18 protein-coding genes are annotated in these 16,859 nt (G+C 70.5%); 11 read left to right on the top strand and 7 right to left on the bottom strand.

What is annotated here, in order from left to right; genetic code table 11:
• Window positions 1–22: 22 nt before the first annotated feature.
• Together H4696_RS18530 and H4696_RS18525 are read right to left on the bottom strand one after the other, a co-directional pair.
• A complete protein-coding gene (locus H4696_RS18530; protein WP_086858065.1) occupies window positions 23–637 on the bottom strand; it encodes a TetR/AcrR family transcriptional regulator in 615 nt (204 codons plus the stop codon).
• 112 nt (window positions 638–749) lie between these two features.
• Window positions 750–2,603, bottom strand: a complete 1,854-nt coding sequence (locus H4696_RS18525) for a sialidase family protein (protein WP_249026913.1) — start codon at window positions 2,601–2,603, stop codon at window positions 750–752.
• A 380-nt stretch (window positions 2,604–2,983) separates the two neighbouring features.
• On the opposite strand from H4696_RS18525, the gene H4696_RS18520 reads away from it, so the two are divergent.
• The gene (locus tag H4696_RS18520) at window positions 2,984–4,435 is read left to right on the top strand and encodes a sialidase family protein (RefSeq protein ID WP_086858067.1); all 1,452 of its coding nucleotides are present in this window, start codon (window positions 2,984–2,986) and stop codon (window positions 4,433–4,435) included.
• Here the strand turns inward: H4696_RS18520 and H4696_RS18515 are convergent.
• Both H4696_RS18515 and H4696_RS51280 read right to left on the bottom strand, forming a co-directional pair.
• Complete coding sequence (locus tag H4696_RS18515) at window positions 4,398–5,414, bottom strand: LLM class flavin-dependent oxidoreductase (protein WP_211299649.1); 1,017 nt, start codon at window positions 5,412–5,414, stop codon at window positions 4,398–4,400. The two genes, H4696_RS18520 and H4696_RS18515, sit on opposite strands and share 38 nt — an antisense overlap.
• Entirely contained in the window at window positions 5,390–5,743 is a 354-nt protein-coding gene (locus H4696_RS51280; protein WP_249026914.1) for a VOC family protein, read from the bottom strand. Before H4696_RS51280 ends, H4696_RS18515 begins: the two co-directional genes overlap by 25 nt.
• Before the next feature lie 142 nt (window positions 5,744–5,885).
• Here H4696_RS51280 and H4696_RS18505 point away from each other — a divergent pair, with 142 nt between their 5' ends.
• The 4 genes from H4696_RS18505 to H4696_RS18490 all read left to right on the top strand — a co-directional run bounded on the left by H4696_RS18505 (window position 5,886) and on the right by H4696_RS18490 (window position 8,909).
• Window positions 5,886–6,689, top strand: a complete 804-nt coding sequence (locus H4696_RS18505; protein ID WP_086858069.1) for an SDR family oxidoreductase — start codon at window positions 5,886–5,888, stop codon at window positions 6,687–6,689.
• A gap of 65 nt (window positions 6,690–6,754) precedes the next feature.
• Window positions 6,755–7,645 carry a helix-turn-helix domain-containing protein gene (locus H4696_RS18500; protein WP_086858070.1) on the top strand — a complete coding sequence of 297 codons (891 nt, stop codon included), beginning with the start codon at window positions 6,755–6,757 and terminating at the stop codon, window positions 7,643–7,645.
• A gap of 164 nt (window positions 7,646–7,809) precedes the next feature.
• Entirely contained in the window at window positions 7,810–8,178 is a 369-nt protein-coding gene (locus H4696_RS18495; RefSeq protein ID WP_086858495.1) for a cupin domain-containing protein, read from the top strand.
• The gene (locus H4696_RS18490) at window positions 8,175–8,909 is read left to right on the top strand and encodes an SDR family oxidoreductase (protein ID WP_086858504.1); all 735 of its coding nucleotides are present in this window, start codon (window positions 8,175–8,177) and stop codon (window positions 8,907–8,909) included. The genes H4696_RS18495 and H4696_RS18490 overlap by 4 nt, the downstream gene beginning before the upstream one ends.
• 57 nt (window positions 8,910–8,966) lie before the next feature.
• On the opposite strand, the gene H4696_RS18485 is transcribed toward H4696_RS18490, so the two are convergent.
• Window positions 8,967–9,596, bottom strand: coding sequence for a CoA transferase subunit B (locus H4696_RS18485; RefSeq protein ID WP_086858496.1), 630 nt, complete (start codon window positions 9,594–9,596; stop codon window positions 8,967–8,969).
• A 1-nt stretch (window position 9,597) separates the two neighbouring features.
• A complete protein-coding gene (locus H4696_RS18480; protein WP_086858505.1) occupies window positions 9,598–10,368 on the bottom strand; it encodes a CoA transferase subunit A in 771 nt (256 codons plus the stop codon).
• Between the two features lie 105 nt (window positions 10,369–10,473).
• Here H4696_RS18480 and H4696_RS18475 point away from each other — a divergent pair, with 105 nt between their 5' ends.
• Window positions 10,474–11,226, top strand: coding sequence for an IclR family transcriptional regulator (locus tag H4696_RS18475; protein WP_086858497.1), 753 nt, complete (start codon window positions 10,474–10,476; stop codon window positions 11,224–11,226).
• Window positions 11,227–11,250: 24 nt separating this feature from the next.
• Here the strand turns inward: H4696_RS18475 and H4696_RS18470 are convergent, their stop codons facing one another.
• The gene (locus H4696_RS18470) at window positions 11,251–11,940 is read right to left on the bottom strand and encodes an IclR family transcriptional regulator (protein ID WP_249026941.1); all 690 of its coding nucleotides are present in this window, start codon (window positions 11,938–11,940) and stop codon (window positions 11,251–11,253) included.
• A gap of 107 nt (window positions 11,941–12,047) precedes the next feature.
• On the opposite strand from H4696_RS18470, the gene H4696_RS18465 reads away from it, so the two are divergent.
• From H4696_RS18465 to H4696_RS18445, 5 genes are read left to right on the top strand one after another with little or no spacing between them, the layout of a single operon-like run.
• Window positions 12,048–12,434 carry a nuclear transport factor 2 family protein gene (locus tag H4696_RS18465; RefSeq protein WP_086858498.1) on the top strand — a complete coding sequence of 129 codons (387 nt, stop codon included), beginning with the start codon at window positions 12,048–12,050 and terminating at the stop codon, window positions 12,432–12,434.
• Window positions 12,400–13,284, top strand: coding sequence for an SDR family NAD(P)-dependent oxidoreductase (locus tag H4696_RS18460; RefSeq protein WP_249026942.1), 885 nt, complete (start codon window positions 12,400–12,402; stop codon window positions 13,282–13,284). The genes H4696_RS18465 and H4696_RS18460 overlap by 35 nt, the downstream gene beginning before the upstream one ends.
• On the top strand, window positions 13,277–14,053 hold the full coding sequence (locus tag H4696_RS18455) for an SDR family NAD(P)-dependent oxidoreductase (RefSeq protein ID WP_086858500.1): 777 nt from the start codon (window positions 13,277–13,279) through the stop codon (window positions 14,051–14,053). Before H4696_RS18460 ends, H4696_RS18455 begins: the two co-directional genes overlap by 8 nt.
• Window positions 14,050–15,480: an FAD-dependent oxidoreductase gene (locus tag H4696_RS18450; protein ID WP_086858501.1), complete on the top strand. Its 1,431-nt coding sequence runs from the start codon at window positions 14,050–14,052 to the stop codon at window positions 15,478–15,480. The genes H4696_RS18455 and H4696_RS18450 overlap by 4 nt, the downstream gene beginning before the upstream one ends.
• Entirely contained in the window at window positions 15,477–16,781 is a 1,305-nt protein-coding gene (locus tag H4696_RS18445; RefSeq protein WP_086858502.1) for an MFS transporter, read from the top strand. Before H4696_RS18450 ends, H4696_RS18445 begins: the two co-directional genes overlap by 4 nt.
• Window positions 16,782–16,859 lie beyond the last annotated feature (78 nt).

Genomic DNA, 16,859 nt, shown 5'->3' with positions numbered 1-16,859 from the left:
AATAGCGGACAGGTTGTGTCCGCTACTTCGGCGTCACGCCGAGCATCCGCAGCACCAGCTCGCCGTACTCCTTGCCGAGCGCGGTGGGCGTCTGGCGGGCGCGCTCGCTGTACCAGCGGGCGACGTCGACGCCGAGGGAGAGCACCGCGCGGGCCGAGGTGTGCGGGTCGGACACCGTGAACACGCCCTCTTCGACGCCGTCCGCGATCACCTTGCGCACGATCCGCTCGATCCGCCGCCGCAGTTCGGCGACCACCTGGAACTCCTGCTCGGGCAGCGCCTGCAGCTCGTACTGGACCACCCGGGCGACGGTGTGCCGCCGCGCGTGCCAGGCGACGAAGTCCTCGACGATCAGCCGGATCCGCTCGACGGGGTCGGACACCTTCGCGACGACGTTCTCGACCAGCGCGAGGGTCTGCTCGTGCCCGTACCGGCTGATCGCGAAGAGCAGCGCGGCCTTCGACGGGAAGTGCACGTAGAGCGCGGCGGGCGACATCCCCGCGGCGCCGGCGATGTCCCGCGTGGTGGTGGCGTGGTACCCCCGCTTGGCGAAGGCCTCCACCCCGGCGAGCATGAGCCGCCGAGCGGTCTCCGGCTGCACGTCCGGCCACAGCTCGGCCGACAGCGACATCGTCATCCGGTGATCCTCCCAGACCGCGGCGGCCCCGGCGGTGGCCGGGACGCCGTCATTGTAAGCGGTCGCTGACCTGCGGATCTGGGAGGAAGCCGGACGGTCACCGGCGATCTCGTCAGCGGAGGCCGACGCCGGTGGTGTAGATGTCCTCGTCGTTGGCGATCGACGCGTTCGGCGCCCCGGCCTGGCAGGTGCGCGGCGGGATGCCGGGGGTACCGGTGCCGGGGCAGAGGAACAGGTCCGGCGGGCGGGTGTCCGACCAGACCGGGTACGCGGTCCGGGCCGTGACGGCGATTCCGGCGTAGTCACCGTAGAAGGTGCCGGTGAACTGCGTCGGCGGCGGCATGCTGCCCGACGTCGCCCGGGTGTGGGTGAAACCCGTGGAGACCGTGATGTCCGAGAAGCCGGTGGTCTCGTCGGCGCCGTACTGCCGGTCGTAGTAGCTGACGGCGAAGGTGCCGTCCGGACCGAACGCGGCGCCCTGCCAGAACTGGTCGGTCCGGGCCTGGCCGGGCGCGGTGGTGATCACCGGCAGCCGCCGGACGTCGGTGGTGCCGCCGGTGAACGCGGCGCCCGCGTCGGCCGAGGCCGACAGGACGATGTCGTTGTTGCAGGAGCCGTCCTTCACGCCGGTGTAGGTGTTGACGGCGGTGGCGGGGTTGACCCCGGTCGGCGTGCAGCCGTTGGCCTCGTTGGAGTTCCGGTTGATGTAGGAGCCGTAGGTCACCAGGATCCGGCGCGGGTTCCGCGGGTCGACGCCCCCGATCGGGTAGTTGCTCGCGCGGAACACCGAGTTCGCCGACGGGCCCTTCTCCGGGACGCAGGCGCGGCCGGGGTCCTGGCCGTTCTGGTAGGTCGCGCAGTCCGGCAGCTCGTGGTAATTGCCCACGAGCACCGGTGTGGAGAAGCTCTGGCCGCCGTCCGTGGAGCGGGCCAGCAGAACCTGGTTGTGGTTGTCCGCCGGACCCGCCACCGCGTTGTTGAAGTTGTTGAACACCACGTACAGCGTCCCGTCCGGACCGACGAACGGCTGCGAGTCCTGGTTCTGGGTGCACCGGCCGCGCGGGGTCGGGAAGCCGAGTGCGTTGGCGCACAACGGAGTGTCGGCGCTGACCAGCACCGGCGCGGAGAACGTCTCGCCGTAGTCCGCGGAGTAGGCCTCGTAGATGTAGCCGGTGCCGTCGTCGGCGAAGGTCGTCCACGACAGGTACACGCGGTCGCGGAACGGGCTGCGCGGGTTGGCGTCGACAGTCAGCAGTTGCTTGTCCAGCAGGAAGTTCCCGGCGCCCGCGGTGTCGTCGTGCGTGGCGGCGGGACGTCCGGGGAAGTTCCAGGATGCCCCGTTGGTGCCGGTAGAGCGGAACACCAGGAACGCGCTGGACTGGTCCGGGTTCGCCGACACGGCGCTGCCGCGGTTGAACACCTGGCACGACAGGTAGGCGTTGCCGCGGGAGTCCCACGCCACCGAGGTGTCACCGCCGGACTGCCAGTATTCCCTTGGTGCGCCGCCGAAATCGGTGCCGCGGCTGAAGCCGTTCGGGGTGGTGGCGTCGGCCCACGTGCGGGCGCCGTCGAGGGAGTAGCTGACACCGCAGGTGCCGTCGCCGCGGCGGTAGTCGTTGTAGGTGGCGATGACGTGGTCGGGGTTGTTCGGGTCGGCGGCGGCCCAGGTTTCGTTCTGCGCCTGCGCCCGGCCCTGCAGATCGGGGTCGGTGAGGTTCAGGCAGTTCTGGTTGGCCTTGACGTTCCCGCCGAAGCGGTTCGCGCAGGGCGCGGCGGCCGACGGCGTGGCCCGGTTCGGGGCCAGCGCTCTGGCCGCGTTGGCCGGGTCTTCGCCGTTGAGGACGGTGGACAGCAGCCCGGAGACGTGGCGCTGCTGTACCGGGTCGAGCTGGTGGTAGCCGAACGGCTGCGCCGTCGCCGGGGAAACGGCGAACAGGCCGAGCGCGGCGGTGCTGAGAATTGTCACACTGATCACGGAAATGGTGCGGGGACGCGACACGGGCGTGCTCCCTTTGCTGGACCGGGTGTCCGGTGCGCGGCCAGCCACACGGAACCACCCGCGCCTTGGCCGCCGTCCGGATCGTCGTCGTATCACGTCGAACCGTTACGGGAATGTCGATTGTCCATTCCGGACAAGGCAAGCGCACGGAAAACTCGTCCGCCGTTCAGCCGCCGCCGAAGGTTCTGGATCGTTCGAGCGGCCGCCGTCAGCAGAAGCCGGGTCCGCCACATGGCGGCTTTACCGCGCCGGCCCGGCGTGGCTGGATCGACAGTCGTCATGGCCCGCAGCGGCGACCCCGCTGCCCGCCTCGTTGCCTCACCTCGACGCCAGAAGGTGAAAGCGCCATGCCGCTGTCCCGAAGAATCGCCATCGCCACCCTCCTGCCTGCCGTCGTGGCCGGCGGGCTCCTGGCCGGTGCGACGTCCGCGTCCGCGAACGTCGCCGTGACCCAGGTCAGTTCCGATCCGTTCACCGACGCGCAGGCCCAGCACCGGACCGAGGTCGAACCCGACACCTTCGCGTTCGGCTCCACGATCGTTTCCGCCTTCCAGGTCGGTCGCGTGTCCGGCGGCGGCTCCTCCGACATCGGCTTCGCCACCTCCACCGACGGCGGCGCCACCTGGACCCAGGGCTTCCTGCCCGGCACCACCGCCAACACCGGCGGTCCCTGCGGCCAGATCAGCGACGCCGCCGTCGCCTTCGACGCCAAGCACAACGTCTGGCTGATCTCCTCCCTCGGCGTCAACTGCCCGAGCGGCACCCCGGTGTTCACCAGCCGCTCCACCGACGGCGGCAAGACTTTCGGCAACCCGATCACCACCGCCACCGGCTCGCTGGACAAGAACTGGATCGTCTGCGACAACACCGCGACCAGCCCGTTCTTCGGCAACTGCTACACCCAGTACGACATCACCAGCTCCGGGGATTCCATCCGGATGAAGACCTCCGGCGACGGCGGCCTCACCTGGGGCCCCGCCCGCGCCCCTTCCGGCTCCCACACCGGGCTCGGCGGCCAGCCGGTCGTGCAACCCAACGGCACGGTCGTCGTCCCGTACCTGTCGCTCAACGACCAGATCCGCAGCTTCCGGTCCACCACCGGCGGCGCGAGCTGGACCTCCACCACCCAGGTCGCCGCGGTCAGCCACCACGACGCGGCCGGCGGATTGCGCGAAGAAGCCTTGCCCAGCGCGGAAATCGACAGCGCGGGCACCGTCTACGTCGCCTGGTCCGACTGCCGCTTCCGCGCCGGCTGCCCGGCCAACGACATCGTGCTGAGCAAGTCCGCCAACGGCACGACGTGGTCGGCACCGGCGCGCGTCCCGATCGACGCGACGACCAGCACGGTCGACCACTTCGTCCCCGGCATCGGCGTCGACGCCTCGACCTCGGGCACCAGCGCCCGGATCGGCCTGACGTACTACTTCTACCCCGTCGCCAGCTGCACCGCGGCGACCTGCCGGCTCGACGTCGGGTTCATCTCCTCGACCAACGGCGGAACGAGCTGGAGCTCCGCTACCCAGGTCGCCGGGCCGATGGAGCTGTCCTGGATCCCGAACACCTCCCAGGGGCGGATGTTCGGCGACTACATCTCGACCTCGGTCCGGGCCGGCGGCAACGCCTTCCCGATCATGCCCATCGCCGCGGCTCCGAGCGGCTCGACGTTCGCCATGGGCATGTTCGCCCCGGCCGGTGGCCTGGCGTTGTCCGGCGGTGCCCGTCGCGCGGCCGACACACCGCAGGTTCAGGAGTCGAGCGGCGCTACCGCGGCGGGGACAGCGCTTCCGCGTAGGCGGTGAGCTCGGCCGTGACGTCGGGCCAGGCGGGGACGTAGACGATCTCCGTCACGCCTGCTTCGGCCGCTTGCGCGGCGAGGTCGCGCAGGCGCTCCGGCGTGCCGGTCCAGCCGGGGTTCAGCAGGGCTGGGCCGGCGGCCAGTGCGAGGTCGCGGTCGCGGGCGGTCAAGGTGGTCAGGTGGCCTTGGTGGACGTCGAGGTGGCGTTCCTTCGGTGGCCGCGCGGCCTCGATGCCGGCCCGCCAGCGTTTGCCGCCGGGCAGGTCGTCGACCGCGACGGGGTCGTGGTCCCAGGTGGCGTGGACGATGCTGGCCCAGCCGGGGCCGGCGGCGTCGACGACCCGTGCGGTGGTGTGGTCCTCGCCGGGCCGCAGCACGGTCCCGAACCGCAGGAGCGCGCATTCCGGCCAGCTCCGCGCAGGTAGGCCGGTGGTCAGCACGCCGGGCACTGCGAGGTCGCGGGCGGCCGCGGTGGCCCGGGGGCCCGAGGCGGCCAGCCACACCGGGACGTCGACCGGCCTGGCCGGGCCGAACCCGGCCAGGTGCCGCATCTGGCACGGGTGCCCGTCGATGTCGACGACGTCGCCGGCGAGCAGCGACCGCACCTGCCGCACCTCACGGACGAGGTCGGCGACGCGGACCGGCCGCTGACCGAGGACACGGCGGGCGGTGTGACCGGTGCCGAACGCCAGGGTCAGCCGCCCCGGCGCGATTTCCGCGACGGTCGCGGCCGCGGCCGCGGTCACCATGGGATGGCGCAGGCCCGCGACGGCGACGCCGCTGCCCAGTCCGATCCGCGCGGTCGCCGCCGCGACCTGGGCCAGCGCGATCCAGAGATCTCCGTGCAGCGCGGGGGAATCGAACACCCACACCCGGTGGTAGCCGAGCCGCTCGGCGTGGCGCGCCTGCTCGGCGATCGCGGCCGACGGCGGCAGCGCGCAGGACAGCCGCACCCGCGTCACCGCGGCTCCGCCGGCTGCCACAGTGCCAGGGTGGCGCCACCGGGCTCGTCGACGACCACCACCGAACCCGGTGGCAGATCGGTGCGGGGCTTGACGATGCGCGCCCCGAGCGCCACCGCGCGCTCGGCCGCGGCGTCCACATCGGTCACCCGGACATAGGGAATCCACTGTGGACGCCGCGGGTCGCCCTCGGGCAGGGGAGTGAACCCGCCCCACAGGCCGTCCGGGTCCCCGAACATCGGCCCGGCGGGGCCGTCGGTGACCCGCCAGCCGAACAGTTCGGTGTAGAAGCGGCGGGAGGCGGGCAGATCGGTGGTCCGGACGTCGTGAAACACAAAAGGTTGGGACACGTGTCCCAACTTAGGACGCGTGTCCCAAAATGGCAAGGCGCCGGACAAGGGGGGCCTCGCGGTACCCGGATCCCCAGGGACTCCCGGACGTCCGGGCCGCTTGTCACGCTGTTCGAGTCGGTTCCACGGACAACGGAGAGCAATGACGAACAACCGGTTCACCACGCACGCGGAGCTTTTCGACCTGAGCGGGAAGCACGCGCTCGTCACCGGCGGCACCGGGGGCATCGGGATGATGATCGCGCGCGGCCTGCTGCAGGCGGGCGCCCGCGTCGTCATCAGCTCACGCGACGCGGACAGGTGCGCGGAGGCGCAGCAGCTGCTTTCCGAATTCGGCGACGTCCGGGCCATTCCCGCCGACCTGTCCAGGCACGACGAGTGCCGGCGCCTCGCCGAGCTCGTCGCGGCCGGCTCGGAACGCCTGGACATCCTCGTCAACAACGCGGGAGCGATGTGGCGCGAGCCGCTGGAGACGTTCCCGGACGAGGCCTGGGACACGGTGCTCGACCTCAACCTCAAGTCGCCGTTCTGGCTGGTGCAGGCGCTGCTCCCGGCACTTTGCCGGGCGGGCACCGCCGATGATCCCGCGCGGGTCATCAACGTCGGCAGCATCGCCGCCGTCCACGTCGCCGAGTCGCCCAACTATTCCTACGCCAGCAGCAAAGCGGGACTCCACCAGCTCACCAGGGTGCTCGCCAGGGAACTGGGCCCGCGGCACGTCACGGTGAACGCGGTGGCCCCAGGACCGTTCCCGTCGCGGATGATGGCGGCCACGCTCGAAGCCGTCGGCGACACGATCGCGGCGAAGGCCCCGCTGCGCCGGCTCGGCCGCGACGACGACATGGCGGGTGTCGCCGTGTTCCTCGCCAGCCGGGCCGGGGCCTACCTCACGGGCACCGTCATCCCGGCCGACGGCGGCATCGCCACGACCGCGACGGGTACCTAGGCCGATCCGTCGGGGGGTACCGGTAGAACCTCCCTCCGCCCGAGGACAGGGCCTACGGTGGAGGGATGACCACGATCGACCCGCGCACCGAGATCAAGGAGTTCCTGAGCTCGCGCCGCGCGCGGATCGCGCCCGAGCGGGCCGGGCTGCCCGCCTACGGCGGCAACCGCCGGGTCAAGGGTCTGCGGCGCGAAGAGGTGGCCCTGCTGGCGGGGGTGTCGGTCGACTACTACGTCCGCATGGAGCGCGGCAGCCTCACCGGCGCCTCCGACGGCGTGCTCGACGCGGTGGCCGCCGCCCTGCAACTCGACGAAGCCGAGCGCGATCACCTCTTCCACCTCGCGCGGCGGTCCAAGGCGACCGGCGGTCCCCGCCGCCGGCGCCCCGCCGTGACGGTGCGTCCGGCGCTTCAGCGGGTGCTCGACGCCGTCACCGACGCACCGGCCTGGATTTGCAACAGCCGTTACGACGTCCTGGCCACGAACCACCTCGCCCGCGCGCTGTATTCGCCGGTGCTGGCCGGCACGCGCCGGCCGGCCAACACCGCGCGGTTCGTGTACCTGGAACCCGAAGCGGCGAAAGCGTTCTTCGTCGACTACGACCGGATCGCCCGCGACGTGGCCGCGAAGCTGCGCATGGAAGCCGGCCGCGATCCGCACGACGAGGAGCTGATCGCCCTGGTCGGTGAGCTGTCGGCGGGCAGCGAGCTGTTCCGGCGGCGGTGGGCCTCCCAGGACGTCCGGCTCCACCGGTCCGGCCGCAAGCGGGTGCACCACCCGGTGGTGGGCCGGCTCGACCTGGACGTCGAGTCGATGGAGCTGCCCGCCGAACCCGGCCTGCTCCTCAACGTCTACACCGCGCCCGCCGGCACGGCGACCGCGGACGGCCTGGCCCTGCTGGCGTCGTGGGCGGCCGGCCGGGAGCGGCCGGCGACCGGGGTCCGAGCACTCGGCTGAGGCTCGGACCTTTTCCGTCATCCGAGTCGGCGCCCCCGTCCTGCGGGACCTGCCTCCAAGCTCGACGCCACCGACCGCGCCGCGGCGCGTGACGGCCCGCGAGTCACAGATCGCGGGGCTGTCCGGTCCTGGTGGGTGTACCCGTCCGACGAGGAGGTCTTCCGATGTCATTGACCGTGCTACAGGAGGCGAAACCGCCGTTCGTCCCGGAGGGGGCGCACGCGATGACGATCGTCATCGAGTACCCGCCGGGCGACCCCGGCACCCCGCCGCACCGCCACCCCGGACCGGCCTTCGGGTACGTGCTGGCGGGCGAAATGGTGTTCGAGCTGGAAGGCGAGCCGCCGCGGGTCGTCCGCGCCGGTGAGGCGTTCTGGGAGCCGGGCGGCGACGTCATCCACTACCAGGACGGCAACAACCGCGACGACGTCCCGGTGCGGTTCACCGTCACCATGCTGTGCGAACCGGGCAAGCCGATGGTCGACCTCGTGAGCGAGGACGAACTCCGGGCGAAGGGATGGTCGCGGAAGTGAAGATCGCCGTCATCGGCGGGACCGGCCTCATCGGCTCCCGCGTCGTCACGATCCTGAACAACAGCGGGCACGAAGCGGTCCCGCATTCGCAGTCGACCGGGCTGGACCTGCTCACCGGGAAGGGCCTCGCCGAGGCGCTGGCCGGCGCCGACGTCGTCGTCAACCTGACGAACTCGCCGACGTTCGACGACGCCTCGCCGGCGTTCTTCCGGACGACCATGGACAACCTGCTGGAGGCGGCCGGTCCGGCCGGCGTCGGGCACGCGGTCATCCTGTCGATCGTGGGCGCCGACCTGGTGCCGGACCTGGTCTACTACCGCGCCAAGGTGCTGCAGGAGGACATCCTCGAGGCCGGGCCGGTGCCGTACTCGATCGTGCGGGCCACGCAGTTCTTCGAGTTCATGGCCGCGACGATGTCCTGGACCTCCGACGAGAACACCGTCCGGCTGCCCTCGACGCGCATCCAGCCGATCGCCGCGGACGACGTCGCCCAGGCGGTCGCCGACGTCAGCGCCGGTGCCCCGCTGCGGGGGACCCGGAACGTCGCCGGGCCGGAGGTGTTCGCCCTCGACGAGCTGGGCCGGATCACCCTCGCCGCGCAGGGTGACGAGCGTGCCGTCGTCACCGACGACCAGGCCGGCTTGTTCGCGGCCGCGTCCGGCGACGCCCTCATCGCCAAGGACGGCGCCGTCATCGCGAAGACCACCTACCGGGAGTGGCTGAAGCGGTGAGGGAGACCGGGCCCGCCCCGCGGGCCCGGTCGACCGCGGCGCCGCGGTTGTTCCGCCTCAGCGCTCGATGCGGGTCCCGGTCTTCGCTTGGACCTCGTCGAAGCCGACGTCCGGGGCGAGTTCGACCAGCTTCAGCCCGTCCGGGGTGACGTCGAGGACGCACAGGTCGGTGATGATCCGCTGGACGACGCCGCGGCCGGTGTAGGGCAGGGTGCACTCGTCGACGATCTTGGGCGCGCCGTCGCGGGCGACGTGTTCCATCAGGACGATGACCTGCTTGGCGCCGTGGACCAGGTCCATCGCGCCGCCCATGCCCTTGACCATCTTGCCGGGGATCATCCAGTTCGCCAGGTCGCCGGCCGCGGAGACCTGCATCGCGCCGAGGATGGCGGCGTCGATCTTGCCGCCGCGGATCATCCCGAACGACAGCGCCGAGTCGAAGAAGGACGCTCCCTTGCGGACGGTGACCGTCTCCTTGCCCGCGTTGATCAGGTCGGGGTCCACCTCGTCTTCGGCCGGGTAGGGGCCGACGCCGAGGATGCCGTTCTCCGACTGCAGGACGAGCTCGACGTCGTCCGGGACGTAGTTGGGCACCAGGGTCGGCAGGCCGATCCCGAGGTTGACGTAGTCGCCGTCGCGCAGCTCCATGGCGGCGCGGGCGGCCATCCGGTTGCGGGTCCAGGCCATCTCAGGCGCCCTCCTCGGCGATGCGCACGGTGCGCTTTTCGATCGGCTTGTCCGCGGCCTGCTCGGGGGTCAGCGCGACGACGCGGTGGACGAACGCGCCGGGCAGGTGGACGTCGTTCGGGTTCAGCTCGCCGGGTTCGACGAGGTGCTCGACCTCGGCGACCGTTACCCGGCCGGCCATTGCGGCGAGCGGGTTGAAGTTGCGGGCCGCGTCCTTGAAGACGAGGTTGCCGTGGCGGTCGCCGCGCCAGGCTCGGACCAGGCCGAAATTTGCGATGATCGCGCGTTCCAGGACGTACTCTTTGCCGTCGAACGTTTGCTTCTGCTTGGCCGGGCTTGATTTGGTGACCGTGCCGTCGGCGGCGTACTTCCACGGGAGGCCGCCGTCGGCTACCTGGGTGCCTACGCCGGTGGCGGTGAAGAACGCGGGAATGCCGGAGCCGCCGGCGCGCAGGCGTTCGGCGAGCGTGCCTTGGGGGGTCAGTTCGACCTCCAGTTCGCCGGAGAGGTACTGGCGGGCGAACTCCTTGTTCTCTCCGACGTAGGAGGCGACTACGCGGCGGAGGCGGCCTGCGCCGAGGAGGATTCCGAGGCCCCAGCCGTCTACGCCGGCGTTGTTGGAGACGACTTCGAGGTTCGTGGTTCCGGCGGTGAAGAGGGCGGCGATCAGGGTGGTGGGGACGCCGCACATTCCGAAGCCGCCGACGGAGAGGGTGGCGCCGTCGGGGATGTCGGCGATGGCTTCCCCGGCCGAAGCGAACACTTTGTCCATGCCGGTCATCAGACGATGGGGTTTCCGGTGCGGTCAACCAGTGAACGCGTTCTACCAGCGGATTGTTCGTCTCGTGGTCGTTTTCGATGGGGTAGTGTTCACTGAGTGGACGCACCCGCGGATCTTGTCGGCCGGACGCACCGGGCTTTGCGCGCGGTTGCCGCGTACGAGCCTGGTGGCGCGACGACGACCGCTGTCGCGCGCGAGGCGGGGCTGCCGCGGCCGACGGTGCATCGGCTGCTGATGTCGCTGCAGGGGGTGGGGCTGGTCGAGCGGGAGGCCGATCGTTGGGTGCTCGGGCCGGAGTTGTACTTCCTCGGGGTGGCCGCTGCCCGGCGGTATGACGTCACGGAGGTTGCGCTGCCGGTCGTGCGGCGGCTTGCGTTGGCTACGGGGGAGAGTGCGTTCTTTTCCGCGCGGCGGGGGGAGGAGACGATTTGCTTGATCCGCGAGGATGGGGCGTTTCCGATCCGGAGTCACGTGCTGTTCGAGGGTGCGCGGTTTCCGCTGGGGGTCGTGTCGGCTGGGATGGTTGTGTTGGCTCATCTGCCTGATCGGGAGGTTGATGAGTATCTCGGCCGGGCCGATCTCGCGGCTTACGGGCCGCAGCACGCCGCCGGCGAGATCCGGCGGCACATCGCGGCGACCCGCAAGCAGGGTTATTCGGTGAACCCGGGGTTGGTGGTCGAGGGCAGCTGGGGACTCGCGGCGGCGGTCTTCGACCAGGCGGGCTCGCCGCGGTGGGCGCTCACGCTGACGGGTGTGGCGCACCGGTTCGGTGCCGACCGGATTCCGCAGCTGGGCGCGTTGCTGCTGCGGGAGGCTCATTCGCTTTCGGAGGCTTTGGCTCGTGGTTGAGGGGGTCTGGGCTTCGGTGGGGCCTTAGCCGAGTTGGGCGCTCAACCGCTGCGCTGCCGCTACCACAAGCCTTCCCAGCTCGTCCGGGTCCGGGGCTTCGAAGAGTGATAACCCGATGCTCGTCTCCGGGTGGTCGCGTCCGGTGTGGACTACCGCCGAAATGCCTGTGATACCCGGGGCTATCTCGCCCTTCGACACCGCGAAACCTCGCTCGCGCGCCAACGTCACCTCTTCGCGCTCGCCCTCCACCGGGGGACCCGCCGCCAGTAGGGCCAGGCCTGCTGAGCCTCGGCCGATCGGGTCGAGCTGGCCGGAGCGGAATGCCACGTGCATTGCCGCTTGCCTGGGCTCGACGATCATCAGCATGCGGACCTGGTCCGCGTTTTCGCGTACGACCAGGTGCGCTGATGCCTGGGCCGAGTCCGTCAGCTCCTCCAGCACCGGGCGGGCCAGGGTGCGCAGGTCCTGCTCCACCGGTTCGGCCAGGCGGACCAGCCCTGTTCCCAGCGAGATGCGCTTGAAGCGGTCGCGGCGGCAGAGGTAGTGCGCCTCCAGGGTCTTCACCAGGCGGTGCGCGACCGTGCGGTGCACGCCGATTCCGTCCGCTATCTCGGTCAGCGTCAGGCCCCCTGGGTGCTGGACCAGCAGCTCCAGTACCTGGAGGCCGTGGTGCAGCGTCTTCGAAGTCCCGGACGCGGGCAGCGTCGATTCCACACACGGCTCCCTTGACGACACGAAAGTGGCGACCTACTGTCCTACACATATTCGCACACTGCGTGCGAATATAGCACGTCTGGCGAGTGGGAACAACGGAGGTTCCGATGGTGGCGACCGAAGACGTCGTGGCCGTGCACCAGCTCTACGGCCGGCAGAGTCACGCCATCGACTCCGGCCGCGGCGCCGAGTGGGCCGCCACCTTCACTTCCGACGGCGAGTTTCACTCGCCGACCTACCCCGAACCTGCCGCCGGCACCGACGAGCTGACCGCGTTCGCCGAGCGGTTCGCCGCTTCCGGGGAGACGCTCAGGCATGTGATCAGCACCATCCACGTCCGGCCGGGTGATACCCCGGACACGCTGCGCGCCGATGCCTACCTGCAGATCGTTGCGAGCACGCACCTCGTGCGGCTGACCGTCCTCGAGGACGAGCTGGTCCGCACCGGCGACGGCTGGCGTGTCCGGCGGCGCACCGTGCACCGCGATTCCTGACCCACCACGAAAGAGAGAAACGACGATGACGACCCACGAGCCCACCGGTCCCGGGCGGGTCCTGCACCAGCCGGTCACCACGCTGTACCCCGAGTTTCCCGGCAAGGTCGCCGTGGTCACCGGTGCTGCCCGCGGGATGGGCGCCCGGTTCACCGCCGCGCTCGCCACGCGCGGGGTCGATGTCGTCGGCGGGGACATCGATGGGGACGCGATGGCTGCCACCGCGGCCGAACTGAGTGGTGAGACGTCCCTTGAGGCCAAGCCCGGCCGGATCGTGTCCGCGACGCTTGACGTGACGAAGGCCGAAGACCATCTCGCGCTCGCTCAGCGGGCTATCGATGAGTTCGGGCGGATCGACTTCTGGATCAACAACGCCGGGATCTTCCCGTTCGCCGAGATCCCCGACATCACGCCGGAGCAGATCCGCGCGACGTTGTCGGTCAATGTCGAGGGTGTGCTGTTCGGTGCGCAGGCCGCCGCGAAGCACATGCAACCCGGCGGCGCGATCGTGAACATGTCTTCGGTGTCGGCGGTGCGCGTGCGCAAGGGCCGCGGTGCCTACTGCAGTTCGAAGGCTGCCGTCGCGCATCTCACCGAGTCGCTTGCCGTCGAGCTGGGGGACCAGGGCATCCGCGTCAACTCGATCGCGCCCGGTTACATCGACACCGAGATGACGCGGTGGATCCAGGACGATGCCCCGGCGCTGGCCAAGGCGCTCGACGCCGTGCCGCTGCACCGGATCGGCTCGCCCGAAGAGGTGGCCGGTGTGCTGCTGTTCCTGCTCTCGGACAGCGCCCGCTACGTGACTGGGCACAGCATCGCCGTCGACGGTGGGTCGCGTCATGTCTGAGTACCCGGACGTCGTCCTGGTCACCGGTGCGGCGGGCGGTATGGGTGCTTCCCACGCCCGTGCGCTCGGTGCCTTGGGCGTCCACGTCTGCGTTGCCGATGTCGCCGATCCGTCCGATGTGGTCGGTAAGATCGTCGCCGATGGTGGGTCGGCGTCGGGGCACCACCTTGACGTCACCGATGCCGCGCAGTGGGCCGCCGTGGTCGGCGAAATCCGGGCGCGGCACGGGAAACTCGGTGGGCTCGTCAACAACGCCGGGATCTCGCGGCGGCTGGAGTTCATGGACACCACCGCCGAGGTGTGGGATCGGTTGCTCGCGGTCAACTTGAGCGGGCCCTTCCATGGGATGCACGCGGCCGCTCCGCTGATGCGTGACTCCGGGGGTGGGTCGATCGTCAACATCTCCTCGATCTCCGGGCAGATCGGGTACTTCTCGCCCGCGTACTCCGCCAGTAAGTGGGGTCTGACGGGGCTTTCGAAGTCGGCCGCCGGGAACTTCGCGAAGTGGGGTATCCGGGTCAACTCCGTCCACCCCGGACTTGTCGGCACGGCGTTGCTGGCTGGGGCCGACAGTTTCGTCCAGTCCGCTGTGGACAGTGTCCCGGCCGGACGCTTGGGCCGTCCCGAGGAGATCACGGACGCCGTGCTGTTCCTGTTGTCGGACAAGTCCACCTACATGACCGGCAGCGAGGTCACCGTCGACGGCGGCCTCGTGTCCAACGGGCTCTACCACCGCATCGTCGCGGAGTCGGGAGGTGATCTCGGATGAGCGCCGAAGAATACGACGTCGTCGTCGTGGGCGGTGGGGGAGCGGGCCTCGCGGCCGCCGTGTCCGCCGCCGAGCGCGGTGCGTCCGTCCTGCTGTTCGAGGCCGAGAAGGAACTCGGCGGGTCGACGCAGCTGTCGGCGGGCATGTTCACCGCCGCCGGTACCAGCGTCCAAAAGGGACTGGGCATCGAGGACACGCCGGAGAAGTTCTTCCAGCACTACATGGACCTCAACCAGTGGCAGCTCAAGCCCGGGCTGGTGCGCGCGTTCTGCGAAGAGGCCGGTCCGGCGCTGGAGTGGCTGATCGGGCTGGGTGCCGAGATCCCGGCGAAAGTGTCGCACAATGCGCACTCGCCGGGGCTGACTCGCGCGGGCGTCGAGGATGTCTGGCGTGCGCACGTTCCGAAGGACCAGGGCTACGGCCTCGTCCAGGTGCTCGACCGGGCCAGACGGCAGGCCGGGGTCGAAGTCGTGCTGAACACGCGGGTCGACCGGCTGCTCGTCGACGGCGGGCGCGTCACCGGTGTGGTCGCCGACGGGATCAAGGTGCCCGCGAAGGCCGTGATCGTCACGACCGGTGGGTTCGCCCAGGACCCGGCGCTGGTCACGCGGTACTACCCGGCCGCCGACGCCGCGGGGGACGACCTGTTCGTCGTCGCGGCGGCAGGCTCCCGGGGTGACCACTTGGCGTTCGGGTCGCAAGTGGACGCCGCCGTCGCCGGGGACGGCTGGGGCCTGCTGCTGCCCACCGCGTACTTCCAGCGGCTGCACCACTGGCAGTCCGGTTTTCCGCCGGTGTCGCGGATCATGGTCAACTCCCGCGGCCGCCGGTTCATGGACGAGGACGCCTCCTACGCCGTGTCCGGTGGGATCATCGACCTCCAGGACGGTCCCGTGTGGACGGTCTTCGACGAGCAGGCCCGCTTGAGCCTGCCTGCCGGGTATGCGCATTGGGACGCCGACTACGTCTTGGCCGAAGCCGAGTCTGGCCGGACCGTCCGCGCCGACAGCGTCGAAGAACTGGCCGGGAAGCTGGGCGTGCCCGCGGGCGCGCTGCGGGCGACCGTCGACCGCTGGAACGCGCATCTGCCCACCGGCGAGGATCCGGACTTCCTGCGGCACGAGACTTTGGCCGCGAAGGGACGCACCGAACCGCCGGAGCCGCTTGGGAAACCGCCGTTCTACGCGGCGCGCACGCTGCCCGCCGAACTCGTCTGCACCCATGCCGGGCTCGAGATCGACGGGAGCGCCGCCGTGCTCGACGCGCGCGGGGAGCGCGTGCCCGGACTGTTCGCCGCGGGGGAGGCCGGAGCCGGTGTGCTCGGGCCGCGGTACGTCGGCGGCGGGAACGCCGTCGCCAACGCCATCACCATGGGCCGGGTCGCCGGCCGCACCGCCACTCACTCAATGCCGAGGAGCACCCCATGACCGTCCACACCGGACCCGCGAGCGTCGCGGTCGGGAGACGCACCGTCCGCAAGGTCGCCGTGCGGATCATGCCGATCGTCGGCCTGCTTTACATCTTCAACTACATGGACCGGGCCAACATCGGCTACGCCCAGCTCGGCATGGGCAAGGAACTCGCGATCGACGCGGCGACCTTCGGGGCCGCGTCGGCGATCTTCTTCCTCGCCTACGTCGTGTTCGAGGTCCCGAGCAACATGATCATGAAGCGGGTCGGCGCACGGCTGTGGCTGAGCCGGATCGCGGTCAGCTGGGGCATCGTCACGGTGGTGACCGGGTTCGTCGCGAGCACGACGCACCTGTTCATCGCGCGGATCGTGCTCGGCATCGCCGAAGCGGGGCTGTTCCCGGGCCTGCTGCTGTACTTGACGCTGTGGTTCCGCGGCAAGGAACGCGGCCGCGCGATCGCGACGCTCGCGCTGGCCCAGCCGATCGCGCTGATCCTCGGCAGCCTCACCGGCGGCTGGATCCTCGACCACGCGCACTGGCTCGGGATGAGCAGCTGGCAGTGGGTGTTCGTGCTGCAGGGCGCGCCGGCCGTGCTGATCGGCGTCATCACGTTCCTGTGGCTGCCGGACAAGCCGTCCGACGCGAAGTTCCTCACGAAGGCCGAAAGCGGCTGGCTGCAGGCCGAGATCGACAAGGAGTACGTGCCGGAGGAGAAGGAGACCTTCCTCGGCCAGCTGAAGGCGGTCCGCAACGGCAAGGTGCTGCACCTGGCGTTCTCGAACCTGTTCATCGCGTGCGGGCTGTACGGGCTGACGTTCTTCCTGCCGCTGATCGTCAAGCAGCTCGACCCGAAGTACTCCTCGACGAACATCGGCCTGCTCGGCGCGATCCCGTACGTCGTGGGCGCGGTCGGGATGCTGCTGCTGGCGCGCAATTCCGACCGGACGGGGGAGCGCAAGGGTCACGTGATCGCCCTGGTGCTCGTCGCGGCGCTGGGCTTCTTCGGCGCCATCCAGTTCAAGTCCGTGCCGGCGTTGTCGCTGATCAGCCTGTCGCTCGCGGCGATCGGCGTGCTCGGCTACCTGGCGCCGTACTGGGCGATGGCCTCGAAGGTGCTGTCGAAGGAGCACACGGCGGTCGGCCTGGCGGCGATCAACTCGATCGCGGCGCTGGGCGGCTTCTTCGGCCCGTACGCGATCGGGCTCGCGGCGACCGACACCGACGTGACGGTGGGGTTGTACTTCCCGATCGGCTGCCTGGTGCTGTCGGCGATCATGCTGGCGTTCCTCAAGGTCCCGCGCGAGCGCAACCGGTAGGCAACGGCGTGAGCGGCGTCACGCCACGGTGCTGTCACGGCCCTCCTCCTCCCGGTGTCTGGTGGTCGATCGCACGCC

This window comes from Amycolatopsis lexingtonensis, from assembly GCF_014873755.1.
GTDB lineage: Bacteria > Actinomycetota > Actinomycetes > Mycobacteriales > Pseudonocardiaceae > Amycolatopsis > Amycolatopsis lexingtonensis.
The sequence above is the reverse complement of the archived record's forward strand: the minus strand, read 5'-3'. Positions and strand labels throughout refer to the sequence as shown.